Annotated in this window: 15 protein-coding genes and 1 pseudogene; 10 read left to right on the top strand and 6 right to left on the bottom strand. The window is 65.0% G+C overall.

The window, feature by feature from the left end:
- Nucleotides 1-2: 2 nt before the first annotated feature.
- Nucleotides 3-863, bottom strand: a pseudogene (locus KIP89_RS19915) (LTA synthase family protein); the annotation flags it as partial.
- 733 nt (nucleotides 864-1,596) lie between these two features.
- On the opposite strand from KIP89_RS19915, the gene KIP89_RS17590 reads away from it, so the two are divergent.
- The 5 genes from KIP89_RS17590 (at nucleotide 1,597) to KIP89_RS17570 (ending at nucleotide 6,197) form a co-directional block, all read left to right on the top strand.
- Nucleotides 1,597-2,964 (top strand): KpsE/RkpR family capsule polysaccharide export protein, encoded by a 1,368-nt coding sequence (locus KIP89_RS17590; RefSeq protein ID WP_213756884.1) that lies wholly within the window; start codon nucleotides 1,597-1,599, stop codon nucleotides 2,962-2,964.
- A 17-nt stretch (nucleotides 2,965-2,981) separates the two neighbouring features.
- Nucleotides 2,982-3,806: an ABC transporter permease gene (locus KIP89_RS17585; RefSeq protein ID WP_213756883.1), complete on the top strand. Its 825-nt coding sequence runs from the start codon at nucleotides 2,982-2,984 to the stop codon at nucleotides 3,804-3,806.
- A gap of 29 nt (nucleotides 3,807-3,835) precedes the next feature.
- A complete protein-coding gene (locus KIP89_RS17580) occupies nucleotides 3,836-4,546 on the top strand; it encodes an ABC transporter ATP-binding protein (RefSeq protein ID WP_213756882.1) in 711 nt (236 codons plus the stop codon).
- Between the two features lie 53 nt (nucleotides 4,547-4,599).
- Nucleotides 4,600-4,794 carry a hypothetical protein gene (locus KIP89_RS17575; protein WP_213756881.1) on the top strand — a complete coding sequence of 65 codons (195 nt, stop codon included), beginning with the start codon at nucleotides 4,600-4,602 and terminating at the stop codon, nucleotides 4,792-4,794.
- 356 nt (nucleotides 4,795-5,150) lie between these two features.
- Nucleotides 5,151-6,197, top strand: coding sequence for a polysaccharide biosynthesis/export family protein (locus KIP89_RS17570; protein WP_213756880.1), 1,047 nt, complete (start codon nucleotides 5,151-5,153; stop codon nucleotides 6,195-6,197).
- Nucleotides 6,198-6,231: 34 nt separating this feature from the next.
- Here KIP89_RS17570 and KIP89_RS17565 read toward each other — a convergent pair whose 3' ends face one another.
- Nucleotides 6,232-7,968 (bottom strand): ABC transporter ATP-binding protein, encoded by a 1,737-nt coding sequence (locus KIP89_RS17565; RefSeq protein WP_213756879.1) that lies wholly within the window; start codon nucleotides 7,966-7,968, stop codon nucleotides 6,232-6,234.
- A 259-nt stretch (nucleotides 7,969-8,227) separates the two neighbouring features.
- Between KIP89_RS17565 and KIP89_RS17560 the strand changes: the two genes are divergently transcribed.
- A complete protein-coding gene (locus KIP89_RS17560) occupies nucleotides 8,228-9,166 on the top strand; it encodes a DMT family transporter (protein ID WP_213756878.1) in 939 nt (312 codons plus the stop codon).
- A 30-nt stretch (nucleotides 9,167-9,196) separates the two neighbouring features.
- On the opposite strand, the gene KIP89_RS17555 is transcribed toward KIP89_RS17560, so the two are convergent.
- Complete coding sequence (locus KIP89_RS17555; protein ID WP_213756877.1) at nucleotides 9,197-10,444, bottom strand: cupin domain-containing protein; 1,248 nt, start codon at nucleotides 10,442-10,444, stop codon at nucleotides 9,197-9,199.
- A 307-nt stretch (nucleotides 10,445-10,751) separates the two neighbouring features.
- On the opposite strand from KIP89_RS17555, the gene KIP89_RS17550 reads away from it, so the two are divergent.
- The 4 genes from KIP89_RS17550 to KIP89_RS17535 all read left to right on the top strand — a co-directional run bounded on the left by KIP89_RS17550 (nucleotide 10,752) and on the right by KIP89_RS17535 (nucleotide 14,255).
- Nucleotides 10,752-11,003: a GlsB/YeaQ/YmgE family stress response membrane protein gene (locus KIP89_RS17550; protein WP_213756876.1), complete on the top strand. Its 252-nt coding sequence runs from the start codon at nucleotides 10,752-10,754 to the stop codon at nucleotides 11,001-11,003.
- Between the two features lie 12 nt (nucleotides 11,004-11,015).
- On the top strand, nucleotides 11,016-11,993 hold the full coding sequence (locus tag KIP89_RS17545; RefSeq protein WP_213756875.1) for a TIGR03885 family FMN-dependent LLM class oxidoreductase: 978 nt from the start codon (nucleotides 11,016-11,018) through the stop codon (nucleotides 11,991-11,993).
- Between the two features lie 12 nt (nucleotides 11,994-12,005).
- Nucleotides 12,006-13,604, top strand: coding sequence for an alpha-amylase family glycosyl hydrolase (locus tag KIP89_RS17540; RefSeq protein WP_213756874.1), 1,599 nt, complete (start codon nucleotides 12,006-12,008; stop codon nucleotides 13,602-13,604).
- Nucleotides 13,605-13,691: 87 nt separating this feature from the next.
- Nucleotides 13,692-14,255, top strand: coding sequence for a cysteine hydrolase family protein (locus tag KIP89_RS17535; protein ID WP_213756873.1), 564 nt, complete (start codon nucleotides 13,692-13,694; stop codon nucleotides 14,253-14,255).
- Nucleotides 14,256-14,257: 2 nt separating this feature from the next.
- Here KIP89_RS17535 and KIP89_RS17530 read toward each other — a convergent pair whose 3' ends face one another.
- The 3 genes from KIP89_RS17530 to KIP89_RS17520 all read right to left on the bottom strand — a co-directional run bounded on the left by KIP89_RS17530 (nucleotide 14,258) and on the right by KIP89_RS17520 (nucleotide 16,560).
- Entirely contained in the window at nucleotides 14,258-15,925 is a 1,668-nt protein-coding gene (locus tag KIP89_RS17530) for an alpha-amylase family protein (RefSeq protein WP_213756872.1), read from the bottom strand.
- An 84-nt stretch (nucleotides 15,926-16,009) separates the two neighbouring features.
- The gene (locus KIP89_RS17525) at nucleotides 16,010-16,225 is read right to left on the bottom strand and encodes a hypothetical protein (RefSeq protein ID WP_213756871.1); all 216 of its coding nucleotides are present in this window, start codon (nucleotides 16,223-16,225) and stop codon (nucleotides 16,010-16,012) included.
- 56 nt (nucleotides 16,226-16,281) lie between these two features.
- Nucleotides 16,282-16,560: a hypothetical protein gene (locus KIP89_RS17520; RefSeq protein ID WP_213756870.1), complete on the bottom strand. Its 279-nt coding sequence runs from the start codon at nucleotides 16,558-16,560 to the stop codon at nucleotides 16,282-16,284.
- Nucleotides 16,561-16,749: the final 189 nt, after the last annotated feature.

The raw sequence follows: 16,749 nt of genomic DNA, 5'->3' as shown, positions 1-16,749 counted from the left end.
GTATCCTCCGCCAGCACCTCATACCCGGAAAGGATGGGGGCATGATCGCCGTAGAACACCAGCAGCGACCGGTCGGTGCGCAGGTCGAGCGCCTCCGCCACCGTGCCCAGCAGCGCATCGGCATTGGCGAGGTGGCGAGCATATTGCTGAACGGGATCATCGCTCTCCGGCAGGCGACCGGGTCCGTAAGGGTCGTGCGCCTCCATGGTGATGGCCATGACAAACAGCGGCTGCCCGGCGTCGACCGCCTTCTCGATCTCGCCAATGATGGTCCGGCCCACCGCATGGTCGCTGACATAGGGCCCGAAGCGATCTCCCTCGCCAAAGGCATGTTCGGTGATGAATCGCCCGAAGCCGAGTTGCGGAACGGCCCGGTCGCGCCTGAAGAAACGTGCGTCGTGCGGGTGTATGAATACCGTGCGCCAGTTGGCGCGGCCGAGCACAGTGGCGAGCGATGCCTCCGCGAGCCGCGCCGGTCGCAGATACGGATCGAAACGATCCATCCCCTGCTCGGCGAAGGGAATGCCCGTGAGCATTTCGACTTCGGAGCGATGCGTGTAGGCGCCGAAGCAGGAAACCTGGAGCCTGCCCTTGGTCAGGGCCCGCCGTCGCAGGCGGTCGAGATTGGCAAGATCGACGCTCAGGCCATGCCGCCGCAGATCGGAGAAGGACTCGGACTGGACAACAATAACAGCGCGGTAGCGGCCGTGACTGGCAGGAGGCGCCGCGCCGCGCTCCTCGACGCCTCGGCCATCGCGCGCGCGGCGCCACAGAGCAAAGCCCCCCACCAGCGACACCGCCAGACCAAGATCGCGAACGAACTCGGCGGCCGGGGCCTGCTTCAATTGGGCGAAACGCTCCATGAAGCGCGTGCCGACGCCTCCGGCCCCGATCATCAGCGCAGCCACGCCGCAGCCGGCGAGAAGGCCGGCCTGCGCCAAGGCACCGTGCCAACGCGGTTCCTGCGTCATCCAGAAGGCAATGAAAGCCGCGATGGCGAGGAGCAGCAGAACGAAACCCATCGCCTCGCGTCGTCCGAGATAGAACAGCGACGGGTGGCGAATAAGGGTCGCGATGTAGCTGAGATCGCTGAAGACCAGCGGTTCGCGCAGATAGCCGTATTTCACGCGCGAGATTCCCACGAAGACGCCCAGCGTGATGAGGCTCGCGGTCATCGCGAAGAGGGGGCGGGCGGAAAGCCCAAGCCACAAAAACCAGAGCCAGAGCAGTATGGCCACCCTCATCCCCTGTACGGCGGCGGAGCGGGCGCTCTTGCGGGACGAAGGAACAGCGAGACGGTCCAACCAGAACCCGCCCATCAGAAGCAGCGTTATTGCGACCACCCCCGCCCCTGCGCTCCCATTCATGTAAATCATTCCACCCTATTCGCTACCGCCGGGAAGCTTGAGACAGTAATAAACACGACAGTTGATATCAATGCATTAGAAATTTATTTTCTCAAAATTACTACGAACGTGAAATATACATCAAAATTCAATAATAAATTTACGCATAGTACAGTGTATGATAAAATATATTCTATCGAGAATACCAAATCGGAGGCGTGTCATGAGTGAACGGCATCGCGTAGTGCCCATGCCCGCCGCCATGGGAGAGCCCGAGAGCACGGCGGAAACCCTCATTCAGGCAAAAGCAAAGCCCGTTCGTCCGGCGGCACGTGTTGTGGCCGAGGGTGATCGCGTGGCGTCGCGACTCCGTCTGAAGCCGGTCCGCCCCCCTCAAACCGAACGCGCGCGCTTTCCGCTGCCGGACGTCGAAGGCTCGGATCTCAGCGCGGCACTCCCCCGCCGTCGGCGTCAGCGACGCTCAATCGGCCTGTGGGTATCCTTCTTTCTGATGGTGGCCCTGCCGACCATCGCCGCTGGCGTCTATTACGGCTTTTTCGTCTCGAACCAATATGTCTCGGAGTTCCGCTTCGCGGTTCGCAACCAGAACTTCTCGCCGGCCGGCGCCACCGCCGCAAGCACAGCGCTTGGCACCGCAGCGCGTTCCGGCGCCTTTACCGACAATTTCCTCGTCGTCGATTACATAACCAGCCGCCAGGCCGTCGAAGATCTGATGAAGACCGTCGATCTCCGGCAGATGTACAGCCGCCAGAACGTCGACTGGCTGTCGCGGCTCGGCACCAGCGTGACGATGGAGAACCTCGTCACCTACTGGCAGTCCATGATCGACGCCACCTTCGACATGTCGACCGGACTGGCGCTGGTGCGCGTTCGGGCGTTCACCCCGGAGGATGCCTTCACCATTGCCGCCACGCTGGTGAAGCAGAGCGAACGGCTCATCAACGAGATATCCGCTCGCTCGCGGCTCGACGCGGTGAGGTTCGCCGAGGGCGACGTCTCGCGGGCCGAGCAGCGGCTGCGTGATGCGCGTGCCCAGATGCACAAGTTCCGTGACAGCGAGCAAACCCCCGACGCGGCGCGCACGGCGGGCGGCACGCTTGACCTCGCCATGAAGCTGCGGGGCGAACTTGCCGGGTTGCAGTCGCAGCTTGCTTCGCTGCGGACGTATATGGACGCGAGTGCGCCCAGCGTGAAGGTCATAGAAAGCCGTATTTCCGCGACCACCAAGCAGATCGCCACAATCGAGCGCGAACTCGGCAAGGGCGATGTGGCGCGCGCCGCCGGCACCAATGCGGGCGGCGGCGCAACGGCCTCCTCGCCGGTCATTTCCGAGATGCTGTCCAATTACGAGGATGTCGACCTCAGCCGCCAATTCGCTGAGAAATATTACGAAACGACATTGTCCGCCCTCGAACTGGCACGCTCGGAAGCCGCGTCGCAGCACACCTATGTCGCGACCTATGTCCAGCCGGCTCTGGCTCAGGCGAGCGAATATCCGCAACGCTTCGTCTCGGTGCTGATTGTGCTGCTGTCGGTCGCCGCGATCTGGTTCATCAGCGTAATGGTGTTCTTCTCGATCCGCGACCACGTCGCCTGAGCGGGAACGGATCGCACATGTCATTCAGCTCCTTCTTCACCGAGCCGGGCTCCACCAGCCGAAGCGGCCGTTTCGGTGAAGGCCTGCGCACTCAGGGCCGCGTCATCATCGCGCTGATGCTGCGCGAGATGCGCCTCCGCTCGGTCCAGTCCAGGATGAGCTATCTGCTCGCCCTGTTCGAACCGATCCTCCATCTCGCGGTGATGATCGCGATCTTCACCTTCCTGGGAAGGCGGCCCGATTTCGGCACCAGCATGCTGCTGTTTCTGGCCACCGGCATCGTGCCGTTCTTCCTGTTCACCCATGTTTCCGGGCGTACCACAGGCGCCATTCGATCCAGCGGCCTCGTGCGGGCGCTCGCTCCGGTGCAACCCCTCGACATCATCCTGGCGCGCGCGCTGCTGGAAACGGCAACGCTCGTCATCATCGGCACATTGCTGTTCTGCTTCATCTATTCGACCGGGGTCAAAGAAGCGGCACCTGTGCGGCCGATGAATGCGGTCCAGGCTTTCGCCGCCACCGGCGTGCTGGCCATCGGCGTCGGCCTCATCAACGGTGTGATCGGCGCGTTCTTCCATCTCTGGGCGGTGATTTACGGCGTCAGCTCGCGGGTCCTGCTGTTCACGTCGGGTGTGTTCTACGTGCCCGACTTCATGCCGCCTCAGGTCCGGCAATACATCGTGTGGAACCCGCTCATGCATGCGCTGGAGTGGTTTCGCACCGGCTTCTATCTCACCTATCCCACCTCCCTGCTGGACAAGCCCTACCTGCTCGGCTTCGGCCTCGCGACCGTTCTTATCGGGCTGGCGCTCGAGCGCGTCTTCCGTCCGAGGCTGGTATGATTGCGGTCCGTCTCATTGACGTTGCGAAGATGTATCGGACAGCCCGCCGGCAGGCTCGCGTGTTCGAGCATCTCGACGCGGCCTTTCCGGGCGGGGCATCGGTTGGCATTCTGGGAGCCCGCGGATCGGGTAAGTCGACATTGATCCGCCTGATCGGCGGCTCGACGCTGCCGGATCGCGGCAAGGTCCGGCGGGTCGGCTCCATATCGCCGCCCATCGCCAGCGGACAGGCCTATCATGCGGCGCTGACCGGCCGGGAGAATCTGCATTTCGTCGCCCGCGTGAACGGCTTCGATGGCGAAGCCGCCACTCATTTCGTGGCACGGTTCGCCGATCTGGAGCAGGTGATCGACCAACCCATGTCAACCTATACGCGGGAACGGCGCGCCCGATTCATGTTCGCCGCGTCCTATGCGATGCCGTTCGACATTTTTATTGCCGACGAAGCCCTGTTCGGTGGCGAAGGCGCGTTCCGCGAACGCTGCTCCGAACTTGTGCAGGCGCGGCGAGCTCAATCCACCCTCATCTTCACGACGCGCTCGCCCCAGATGATGCGTCGTTTCGCGGATATCGGTGCGGTCCTGCATGGCGGGAGGCTCTACACCTTCCCGAATGTCGGCGACGCGATCCGAGCCTATCTCTCCATCGACCGGAATGCGCCTCCTGACGCGGGCGGCATGCCGGACGATGAGGAGCATGAGGAGCGTTCCATCGAGGAACCGTTCGGACCTCTGGTCTGAAGTCCAGCCCCCTTTCGTCGGGACTCACCCCGACCCAATCCTGAGGAGCTAACATGACTGACCTGCCCGACATAAGCCGCCAGCTTGAGCGTTTCGTCGCCCGCCGTCTGGTCGAGTTCGACCCCGCAGCGTGGAAGGAACTCAGCACCGAAAAGCGCAAGGAATGCATTCAGGCGGCCCGCCGCGCCCTGAAGGCCGAGCGGCAGTTCTTTGCGCGCGAGGCGCGCATGCCTCAAGCTGCGGAGTGAACAACCTCGGTGCCGACCCTGACAAGGGTCGGCACCGATTCGGTCAGCCTCGAATTTCGCTTCTAATTCTCCAGTAAAATAATGCAATTATGCGGTATTATAATATCGAACTACATTTCATACCTGACCCAATGTGACTTCACGGCCACAATATTTCATCTTAATCCGCCGTTATCGATCACAGCATAGTAATGCACCCGATCATCGGCTTTACATGTGCCGGGCATTACGAAAGAGGATAACGCGGTTTGATTATCCGTAGGTCAAAGGCCAGCCTCGCAGGGCTCGCCGTGTTGAGTCTGACCCTTGGCGGATGCGTCTTCTTTCCGGGGTCGGGGCCGACCACCCAGGAGGTGATGGCTCCCAAGGAAGAACCGACCGATTACGTGATCGTCGACGTGGACGCCGAAAGCGTGCGGGCCATGAGCCTGTGGCATTCCTCCAGCCTGGTCCGCAGCTTCGGCGCGCGGCGCAACGCGCCCGAGACGCGCGTGAGCGTGGGCGATGTAGTCTCCATCTCCATCTGGGAAGCGAGCGGCGGCGGGCTGTTCGGCGGCCGCTCGGTTGTCGATACCGGCTCGGGCAGCGAGACCCTCCCCGCGCAGGTGGTCGACCGCGACGGCCGCATCAAGGTGCCCTATGTCGGCGAATTGTTGGTGGTCGGGAAGCGCCCGAGCGACATCGCCAAGATCATCGAGCAGGGACTGACCGGAAAAGCCATCGAGCCGCAGGTGCTCGTCACCCTGCCGCAGCAGACCTCCGCCTCCGTGGTCGTGGTCGGCGATCTCACCGGCGCCGGCCGGGTCAACCTGAACGTCAAGGGCGACCGGCTTCTCGAAGTCATTGCCCAAGCTGGAGGAATCAAGGGCGCGGCGCATGAGAGCTTCGTGCGGGTGACGCGCGGCAGCCGCAGCACCACGGTGCAGCTCGCGGCCATTCTGTCGAACCCCGAGGAAAACATCTACATGCAGCCCGGCGACACGGTCTATGTGTTCCGCCGGCCGCAGACCTTTACGGCGCTGGGTGCGGTCAAGGCCGCCGGCGAAATGCCGATCGACCGCGAGGAATTCTCGGTGGCGGAGGCCATGGGCGTGTCGGGTGGTCTCGTCGACAGCCAGGCGGACCCCAGCGGCATCTTCATCTTCCGCTATGAGCAGCCGGCCGTGGTCCGGGCCTATCGGCCCGACACCCCCCTGCTGGTCGGCAACAGCCTCGTTCCGGTGATCTACCGCCTGAATCTGAAGGATCCCAGCGGCTATTTCATCGCCCGCGCCTTCCCCGTTCGGGTCGGCGACATCGTCTATGTGGCGAACGCGCCGGGAGTGGAATTCACCAAGTTCCTGCGGATGGCGCAGACCATCACCTCGACCATACGTTCCAACGCGGTCGCGGTATCCGACTAGGTGTTTGATCCCGGCCGGGTTGGGCCGCCGGGGGTCAGGCGTCCATCGAGAACGGGTCGGCGCCGAACTGCGCGGTGTGAAGGCGGTGATAGAGGCCGCGCTGGGCGAGTAGCGCCTCGTGCGTGCCTTGCTCGGCGATGCCGTCCGTCGTCACCACCACGATCCGGCCGGCATTCTGGATGGTGGCCAGCCGATGGGCGATCACCAGCGTGGTACGCCCGCGCGCAAGTTCATCCAAAGACTTCTGAATTTCCCGCTCGGTGTGCGTGTCGAGGGCGGAGGTGGCCTCGTCCAGAATGAGAATCGGCGGATCTTTCAAGAAGATACGGGCGATGGCGAGGCGCTGCTTCTGGCCGCCGGAGAGCTTCACACCGCGTTCGCCGACGATGGTGTCGAGGCCCTCGGGAAGCTCCGCCAGCAGCCCTTCCAGTCGCGCGCGGCGCGCCGCCAGCCGGATGTCGTCTTCGGAGGCATCCAGGCGGCCATAGGCGATATTCTCGCGAATGCTGCCGCCGAACAGGAAAACATCTTGCTGCACGATGCCGATATTGCGGCGGAGCGAGGCCAGCGTCATGTCGCGCAGATCAATGCCGTCGATGTGGATGCTGCCCGAATCCACCTCGTAAAAGCGCGGCAGCAGGGACAGGAGCGTGGTCTTGCCGGCGCCGGAAGGGCCGACGAAGGCGACCGTTTCGCCGGCCCGGATATCAAGGTTTATACCCTTGAGAATGGGCCGGTTTTCGGAATAGCCGAAGGACACGCCGGCAAAGCGGATGTCCCCCTTGAGATGGCCGACGGCCCGCGCGCCCGGATGGTCGGCGACGTCGGGCGCGGTTTCCAGCAGTTCCTGATAGCGGCGGAAGCCGGCGATGCCCTTGGGATAGCTCTCCATCATCGCCGCGATTTTGTCGAGCGGACGATAAAACACCGTCACCAGCAGAAGAAATCCGACGAAACCGCCGATGCTCAAGCTTCCCTGTACCACATACCAGCTTCCGGCCAGCATAACGCCCAGTTGTACGAAGCGCATCGCCATGTAGTTCAGCGCCTGGCTCGCCGCCATGATCCGGTAGGCATCGAGCTTGGTGTCTTTATACCGCTGATTATCGCCCGCAAAGAGCCGGCGCTCATAGGCCTCATTGCCGAAGGCCTGCACCACCCGGATACCGCCGATATTCTCCTCCAACCGCACGTTGAAGTCGCCGACCCGCCCAAATTGCGCCTGCCAGTTGCGGGTCATGCGGCCGCCATAACGGGCGACAATGAGTGCAGTGAGGGGGACGATCAGTGCAGTGAGTCCAGCAAGAGGCGGGTGGACCCACAGCATCAGGAGGAAGGCACCGACAAAGGTCATCACCGCGATGAACAGGTCCTCCGGGCCGTGATGGGCGATCTCGCCGATCTCTTCGAGGTCCTTGGTGACGCGGGCGACGAGGTGGCCGGTCTTGAAGTTGTCGTAGAAGCGGAAGGAGAGCTTCTGCAGGTGCTCGAAGGCCCGCTCGCGCATCTCCGTCTCGATGTTGATGCCGAGCACATGGCCCCAATAGGTGACCACCGCCATCAGCCCGCTATTGAGCAGGAAGATTGCCAGCAAGCCGACGGCGGCGAGCCCGATGAGCTGGAGGTCGGCCTGCGGCAGCAGCACATCGACGAAGGCTTTCATCGCCATCGGGAAGCCGAGTTCCAGCACCCCGGACAGCACGGCGCAGCCGAAATCCAGAATGAAAAGCCGCTTGTGCGGACGATAATAGGAAAAGAACGCCTTCAGCATGGGGCGCGCCCGCGCGCCGGATGAAGGCGATCTGTGAAAGCGTAAGACTTCGTGGGGAAATTCATACCGGTCCTGCCCGTCGGCACCGACGCGCCGCGTGCGCCGCGCCGAAGCACGGCGGAAAACGATGCGCACCATGTGCCGCGAAGTGGCGCGCGCGGCAAGGTGGATGACGCCTCCCCGGTCCGTGCGCCGGCGCCTTTGATTTGCCGCGATGCGCGGGGATGAGGGGCGCTCCTCGCGTCGGGCCTTTCCCATCATGAGCATCACCGCCTCCGGCGGGGTTACCACCCCCCGCCCGCCGCTCTCCGCCTATGGGCATCTGCTGGCCATCTATCTGGTCTGGAGTGGCGGCTATCTGGCGGTGAAGATCTGCGTTTCCGGCCCGGCCATGGTGAGCGTGTTCCAGCTGCAATCCTCGCGCATGTGGCTGGCCTCGCTGCTGCTCTCGGGCGTGGCGCTGATCCGCTGCGGCTTGCCGATTCGCCCGCGCCCGCGCGACCTGCTGATCTGCGCCGCCAGCGGGGTCCTCATGTGGGTGGCGGGCAACGGGCTGGCGACGCTCGCCTCCAAGCACGCCACCTCCAGCTTCATCGTCATGGCCATGGGCGCCATCCCGCTGTGGAGCTGCCTGCTGGATCTGCTGATCGCCCGGCGCGTGCCCTCACCGCGGGTGGTGGCCGGCCTGTTCCTGGGGCTGGTGGGGCTGTTCCTCGTGGTCTCGCCAACCCTGCTCGACGCGCATAGCGCCATCATCGAGCCCGGCTACGGCGTCTTCACCACGGCGATCGTGATCGGCGCCGGCATCAGCTGGTCGCTCGGCACCATCGTTCAGCGCCCGCTGATGCAGCGCATGCCGACGGAATGGGCCGCCGCTTTCCAGATGCTGGCGGCCTCGCTGGTGCTGACCGTGCTGACAGGCGCGGAAGCGGCGCCGCTGCCGGGCCCGCCGAGCGTGCAGCAATGGCTCGCCTTCGGCTTCCTCATCATCTTCGCCTCGGTGATCGGCCTCACCTCCTATATCCGGGTGCTGCGCGCGTTCTCGCCGGCGGTGGCGACGACCTTCGCCTATGTGAATCCGGTTCTCGGCGTGCTGCTCGGCTGGGTCATCCTTGGCGAGCAACTGGCGCCGGTTTCCCTCGCCGGCCTCGCCGTGGTGCTCGCCAGCATCGCCATGGTGCTGAGCCGGCGCGGGTAACGCGCGCCGGCTCTGTCGCGAACGCCCCGATCATCCCGGCTGGAGACCGATCTGGTCCTTCGGGAAGCGGGCGATGATGGCGGGGTCGATGTTCAGGTGCTGGGCGACCAGTTCCGGCGGGGCGTGGCTGAGCCAGTCGGCGAGATCGACCTCCTGATATTCGGGCGCCTTGAAGATCACCAGCATCTCGATGTCTTCATTGCCGGTGTTCTCGATGTAGTGGCCCTGGCTTTTCGGCACGACGCCGACATCGCCCGGCTTGAAGTCGATGGTCTGGGCGCGGGGACCGGCATTGAACACGGTCATGCGGCCCTGCCCCTTCATCCAGTACTGCCATTCATCCGCATTGGGGTGCCAGTGCATGCGGCGGAGCGCGCCGGGCTTGATGGTCTCGATCGCCCCGGCAATGGTGTTCGACACCTTGAAGGTGCGGCTGTCGGCGAGCTGGACCTTGCCGCTCTCATTCTCCTTCACCGGCTGGCTCGATCCGAGGGAGAAGGTGAAGGGCAGAGGCGGCACGCCGGCAGAGGCGACCGCCGCCTGATCGACCGCGAGCGGGGGCGGCAACTCGCCCTGGAAAATCCACAGATCATGCAGCGGGATGTTCTTGAACGCCTCCTCGGGCACGCCGAAATTCTGCGCGAGGATTTTCGGCGGGGTGTGGGCGAACCAGTCGGTCAGCAGCAGCGTGTTATATTCGGACTGATAGGCATCATCGAACACGATGAGGAACTCGCAGCCATCCGGCCCCAGCCCCTGCAGCGAGTGAGGGTAGCCGGCGGGGAAGAACCACAGATCGCCCGGCCCGACATCCTGCACATAGGCGCGGCCATCCTTGTCGAGCATGGTGACGCGGCAATGCCCGCGCGTCATCAGCGCCCATTCGCTCGCCAGATGCCAGTGCATCTCGCGGATGCCGCCGGCGGCGAGGCGCATATTCACGCCGGAGACCTCCTTGGAGGCGGGAAACTCGGTGGCGGTCAACTGCCGCGCCCAGCCGCCCGCCTGGATGCGCTTCGGCATGATGTTGAAGGAGGACCAGTTCATCGGCATGCTGCCGACATCGGTCGCCGGAGGGCTCTCAAAGGCGGGAATCTGGTTGGCGAGCGCGGGGTTCTGCGGGCCGGGATCGGACAGCGCGCCCGGCGCCGCGTTGACCGCGCCCTGGGCCGGCTGGTCGGGATTGCCGAAGCTGGCGGCGTGCGCCGCGCCGGCAGCGAGAGCGACACCACCAAAGGCGCTGGCGGCCAGCATGGCGCGGCGGGACAGATCTTCCATGGACCTTCTCCTGATCGGTGGCGCCGTGGCGCCGGTGCCTGTCGACGACGCGCTGGGCGCCGTCGATCTGTGGGAGCAAGGATAGGAAAACGCGGCGGCGGGGCCATTCTACATGCGGTTGGCTGCTGGCATCGAAGGGATGGCGGGGGCATACGCGGGTATGCTGCCCACCGCAGGCGGCGCCCGCCCCAAAAGTACCGCACCTGACCTCGCGCGCCGCGATCCCAGAAAACATGGAACGGCCGGCGCGCGGCGGCGTTGATCCGTGCCGCCTCGGGCGGCTTTTCGTTTGGCTGGGAGGCTGACTATGGAAGACGCACAGATCGGGTGGATTGCCGCCATCATCATCGGCGGCCTGGCCGGGTGGATCGCCTCGTCGATCATGAACACCGGCACCGGCATTTTCCTCAACATCGTGCTGGGCATCATCGGCGCCTCCGTGGCGAGTTTCCTGTTCGGCTTTCTCGGCGTCGGCTTCGGCGGCTGGCTCGGCTATCTGGTGGCGGGCGTGGTCGGCGCGTGCATCCTGATATGGCTGGTGCGGGCCATACGAGGCTGACGGGCCTGACTCATGAGGCTCGGCTATCACGCCTCGCACGAGCAGTTCGCGCCCAGCGAACTGCTCGCCTGCGTCATCGCCGCCGAACAGGCCGGCTTCACCGGGGCCATGTGCTCCGACCATGTGCAGCCCTGGAGCGAACGCCAGCACCATTCCGGCTTCGCCTGGAGCTGGCTCGGGGCGGCGCTCGCGGCAACCCGGCTGCCGATGGGCGTCGTGACCACCCCCATCGGGCTGCGCTACCATCCCGTGATCATCGCCCAGGCGGCGGCGACGCTGGGCGAGATGTTCCCCGACCGTTTCTGGATGGCGCTCGGTTCCGGCGAGGCGCTGAACGAGCGCGTCACCGGCGACCGCTGGCCGGCCAAGCCCGAGCGCGACGCGCGCCTGATCGAGGCGGCCAGCGCCATCCGCGCCCTGCAACAGGGCGAGACGGTGACGCGCGAGGGCCTCATCCGATTCGAGGAGGCGCGGCTGCACAGCCTGCCGGCCACGCCTACCCCGCTGGTCGGCGCGGCGCTCTCCCCGGCCACCGCCAGACGCGCCGGCGGCTGGGCCGATGCGCTGGTCACGATCAACCAGCCGCATGACGGCCTGCGCGCCATTCTCGACGCCTTTGCCGAAGGCGGCGGCGCGGGCAAGCCGGTCTATCTTCAGGTGCACCTGTCCTACGCGCCGACGCTGGAGGAGGCCCGCGCCAACGCGCATGACCAATGGCGCTTCAACGCGCTGTCCAGCTCGGTCGCTTCCGAGCTGAAGACCCCCTCCCAGTTCGACGACGCCACGCGCCATGTACGGCCGGAGGACCTTGAGGAGAGCGTACGCATCTCGCCCGATCCGGCCCGGCATGTGGACTGGATCGGCGAATATGCGGAACTCGGATTCCGCGACATCTACCTTCACAATGTCGGGTTAAACCAGCGCGCCTTCATCGAGGATTTCGGGGCGAAGGTGCTGCCGCACTTCGCGGCCAACCAAACCCCGCGCTAAGGGAGTGCCGACATGAGCGAGGCCCAGTGGTGGCAGAAGGGGATCTTCTATCAGGTCTATCCCCGCTCCTTTCAGGACACCGACGGCGATGGCGTCGGCGATCTCGACGGCATCCGCCAGCGTCTGCCCTATCTCGCCGATCTCGGCGTCGACGCGGTGTGGATCTCGCCGATCTACCCCTCGCCGATGGCTGATTTCGGCTATGACGTGGCCGATTACTGCGGCGTTCACCCGATCTTCGGCGATCTTTCCGCCTTCGACCGGCTGGTCGCCGAGGCGCATGGTCTCGGGCTGAAGGTGGTGCTCGACTTCGTGCCGAACCACAGCTCGGCGCAGCATCCCTGGTTCCTGGAGTCGCGCTCCTCGCGCAGCAACCCCAAGCGCGACTGGTACATCTGGCACGATCCGGCGCCCGATGGCGGGCCGCCCAACAACTGGATCAGCAATTTCGGCGGGCCGGCCTGGAGCCTCGATCCGGCGAGCGGGCAATATTACTATCATGCCTTCCTCAGGGAGCAGCCGGACCTCAACTGGCGTAACCCGCAGGTGCGCGCGGCGATGCACGAGGTGCTGCGCTTCTGGCTCAAGCGCGGCGTCGACGGCTTCCGCGTCGACGTGATCTGGCACCTGATGAAGGACCCCCAGTTCCGCGACGACCCGCTGAACCCGGCCTACCGGCCGGGCGAGCCGGAAGTGGCGCGGCTGCTGCAAACCCGCTCCACCGACCAGCCCGATGTTCACGAGATCATCGCCGGCCTGCGCGCCGTGCTGGAGGAATATGGCGACCGGGTGCTGATCGGCGAGATCTACCTGCCGGTCGAGCGGCTCGTCACCTATTACGGCGAGAACCTCGGCGGGGCGCATCTGCCGTTCAACTTCCAGCTTCTGCATGCGAGCTGGGGCGCTCCCGCTCTGGCCCGGCTGATCGAGGAATATGAGGGCGCGCTGCCGGCGGGCGGCTGGCCCAACTGGGTGCTCGGCAATCACGACCGCCCGCGCATCGCCAGCCGCATCGGTTCGGAACGGGCGCGGCTCGCGGCGATGCTGCTGCTCAGCCTGCGCGGCACGCCGACCATGTATTACGGCGACGAGATCGGTATGGAGAACGTGCCGATCCCCACCGATCAGGCACAGGACCCGTGGGAGAAGAACGAGCCGGGGCTCGGCGTCGGGCGCGATCCCGAACGCACGCCGATGCAATGGGACGGCACGGCCAATGCCGGCTTCACCACCGGCCGGCCGTGGCTCCCGCTGGCGCGCGATCACGCCACCCGCAATGTCGCGGCGCAGAGCGCCGACCCGCATTCGCTGCTGACGCTCTACCGCCGCCTCATCGCGCTGCGCCGAACACGGCCGACGCTTCAGCTCGGCAGCTACCTTGCCGTGGGCACGGCCGGAGACGTGCTGATCTTCATCCGCGAATGGCAGGGCGAGCGCATTCTGGTGGCGCTCAATCTCGGCAGCGACCCGCGCGGCGACATCGCCCTGCCGGCGGGCGAGACCCGTGGGCGCATCCTCATCTCCACCGAGCTGGACCGGCAGGAGCCCGTGCAGGGCGGCTTCTGGCTGCGCCCGCATGAAGGGGTGATCGTCGCGCTCGGCGAGGGTTAGGGTCTGCTGACGCTTGGCTCAAATCCGTTTCGCATCGACGCTCCGCGCGACTATGCTGTCCGCGACTGAGCTTTGAACGAGACCTGCATGACGCTCGACCTGAACGCCGCCGCCCTGATTCCGATCGACATGCAGAAGGGTTTCGACTTTCCGGCATGGCCCCCTCGCTGGAACTCCTCCGTTGACCGCCACGGGCACGCCCTGCTGGACGCCTGGCGGCGAGCCGGGCTGCCGATCTTTCACATCCGCCATGACTCGGTGGAGCCCGGTTCCACCCTGCGCCCGGACCATCCCGGCAACGCGCTGCGGGATGGGTTCTTGCCCATCGGCGACGAACCGCTGATCAGCAAATCGGTCAATGCGGCCTTCATCGGCACCGATCTCGACCTGCGTCTGCGCCGGGCCGGCATTTCAACGCTCGTCCTGTTCGGGATTTCGACCGACATGTGCGTGTCGACCAGCACGCGCGTGGGCGCCAACCTGGGATATCGCGTCATTCTGGTCGAGGACGCCTGCGACTGCTTCGATCTGCCGGACGGCCGGGGAGGGAATATTCCCGCACGGACCGTCCACGATATTCACGTGGCCACCCTGCGCTATGAGTTCGCGACCATTGCCACAACGGCCGAGGTGCTCGCGGCGCTGGGGTGAGGCTAACGCTCGCTGCGCCGATAGGCATAATCGAGGCCGCCGACGCGGAACCAGCGATAGCCATAGGGCTCCAGCGTGATGGTGTGGCGCCCCTTGGCATCGGCCTCGCTGTGATCCTCGGAGAGGAGGTTGACCAGCCGGTTCGGCTCGCCCTCCGGCGGGGTCAGCGGGAAGGTGATGACCTGCCCTTCGGCATGGAAATTGTGCAGGAACAGCACGGTGTTGTTGCGCCAGACATAGCGCAGGGCGAGCACCGAGGGGTGGCCGACATCGACCACGTCGAATTCGCCCCAGCCGATCTCCTGCGTCTCCTGGCGCATGCGGACCATGCGCTCCATCCAGTTCAGCATGGAGCCGGGATCGCGCCGCTGCTCGGCGACGTTCACCTGCTCATAGCCATAGGCGCCGGCGGAAATGACCGGCAGGAACGTGTCCGGGCTCTCGCTGAAGCCGCCCTGCGGCTCGTTCGACCATTGCATGGGCGTGCGGGCGCAGTGCCGCTCCTCCAGCGAGAGGTCGTCGCCCATACCGATCTCGTCGCCATAACGCAGCACCGGGGTGCCCGGCAGGGTGAGCATGAGACTGTAGGCAAGTTCCAGCCGGCGGCGGTCGCCCTGGAGCATCGGTGCGAGCCGCCGGCGGATGCCCCGGTCATAGAGCTGCATCGACTTGTCTGGCCCGAAGGCGGCGAATACCTGCTGCTGCTGCTTGCGCGTCAGGCGGCCGAGATCCAGCTCGTCATGATTGCGCAGGAAGATGCCCCATTGCGCGGTCGCGTAGTCGGGCCGCGTGGCTTCCAGTGCCTTGGTCAGCGGCGCGGTATCGGATGAGGCGAGGGCGTAGAACAGCGTCTGGTTGACCTGGAAGTTGAACATCATGTGCATCCGGTCGCCGTCTTCGCCGAAATATTTCTTGTCGTCCTCCGGCAGGATATTGGCCTCCGCCAGAATGATGGCATCGCCGCGCCGCCACTGCAGGAACTCGCGGAAGCTGCGCAGCATGCCGAAATGCTCGACCGGCTCGCCCGCCACATCCGGCCCCTTCTCGGCGATGACAAAGGGCACGGCATCCATGCGGAAGCCGGAGACGCCGAGTTGCAGCCAGAACCCCATTATCCGCAGGATCTCCGCCTGCACATCCGGGTTCGCCGTGTTGAGGTCGGGCTGGAAATGGTAGAAACGGTGGAAGTAATAGGCCTTGGCGGCCTTGTCATAGGTCCAGGTACTTTTCTGCACGCCGGGAAAGACCATGCCCTCATTGGCGTTCTTCGGCTTCTTCTTCGACCAGACATACCAGTCGCGATAGGGCGAGTTGGGGTCGGAGCGGGCCGAGCGGAACCAGGGATGCTGGTCGGAAGTGTGGTTGACCACCAGGTCGATCAGCACCCGCATGCCGCGCTGGCGGGCGGCGTGGGTGAACTCCACGAAGTCGCCCAGCGTGCCGTAGCGCGGATCGACGCTGTAATAGTCGGCGACATCATAGCCGTCGTCGCGACCCGGCGATTTCAGGAAGGGCATGAGCCAGACGGCGGTGACACCGAGGCCGTGCAGATAATCCAGCCGGCGCATGAGGCCGCGAAAATCGCCCACCCCGTCGCCATCCGAATCCATGAAGCTCTCAACCGAGAGGCAATAAACGATTGCGTTCTTGTACCAGAGGTCGGTGATCACGAGGACGCTCTCTCCTTGGTCAGGACGAAAGCGCAACGCACCGGGCGGCCGGGCGTTCCCCCGGCCTTCAGGCGAAGGGGGCGATCAACGCTCGCCGAGAACCGCGCGGTATTCGGCCGACAGCGTCTCGATCTGGGTGACCTCGAACGGCCAGGCCCCGTCCACGATTCCCTGCCGGATTTCGTTGGCGAGCACGGGCCAGAACCGCTCGACCAGATCGGGCAGTTTGTCCTCAGCAATGCCGCGCGCACGAAGATCGAGAGCGCACATCTCGCGTGCCGTCTGTTCCGTCCGTTTCAAGATGCCCCCGACATTTCCGCGACGCCCGCTTACCCGGCCCGCCGCACGCCCTTCGGCTATTCCTCATTGAGGAATGAAATGTCGCCCAGGCTACGAAACTTCAAGCCATCGGCTGTCAGGTCGAGCGCCTCGATCGGCATCCAGCGATCATTATCGAGCACCAGCGTGGCGCGGCGCGCGGCGCGGGCCTCCACCATCTGGGTCAGTTCGCCACGCACTTCCCCCTCGGCGACCAGAACACCGTTTTCGGTCCGTATGGAAAACTGGTAGCTGGCGGTCGAGGACCCGAAATTGCTCGTTCGCAGCCAGCCCCGCCCCTTCACTCGTCGCGTCATCGCGTTCCCGACCTGATGGCGCCTGCAGGGTCCCTATACGCGGACCCCTTTTCTACGCCGATCCGAAGGTCTGAGCGGCGGCGGCAGGCTGCATTGATGAGTATTTTTACGTAGGCTCGTCCGTGCGGATCATCCGCCGGTGATTTTTGACTCATCCGGGGGCGGGCAGATATCGGCCGGCTCGCGCCG

It is taken from the genome of Ancylobacter radicis (assembly GCF_018449475.1).
Lineage (GTDB): Bacteria > Pseudomonadota > Alphaproteobacteria > Rhizobiales > Xanthobacteraceae > Ancylobacter > Ancylobacter radicis.
The sequence above is the reverse complement of the archived record's forward strand: the minus strand, read 5'-3'. Positions and strand labels throughout refer to the sequence as shown.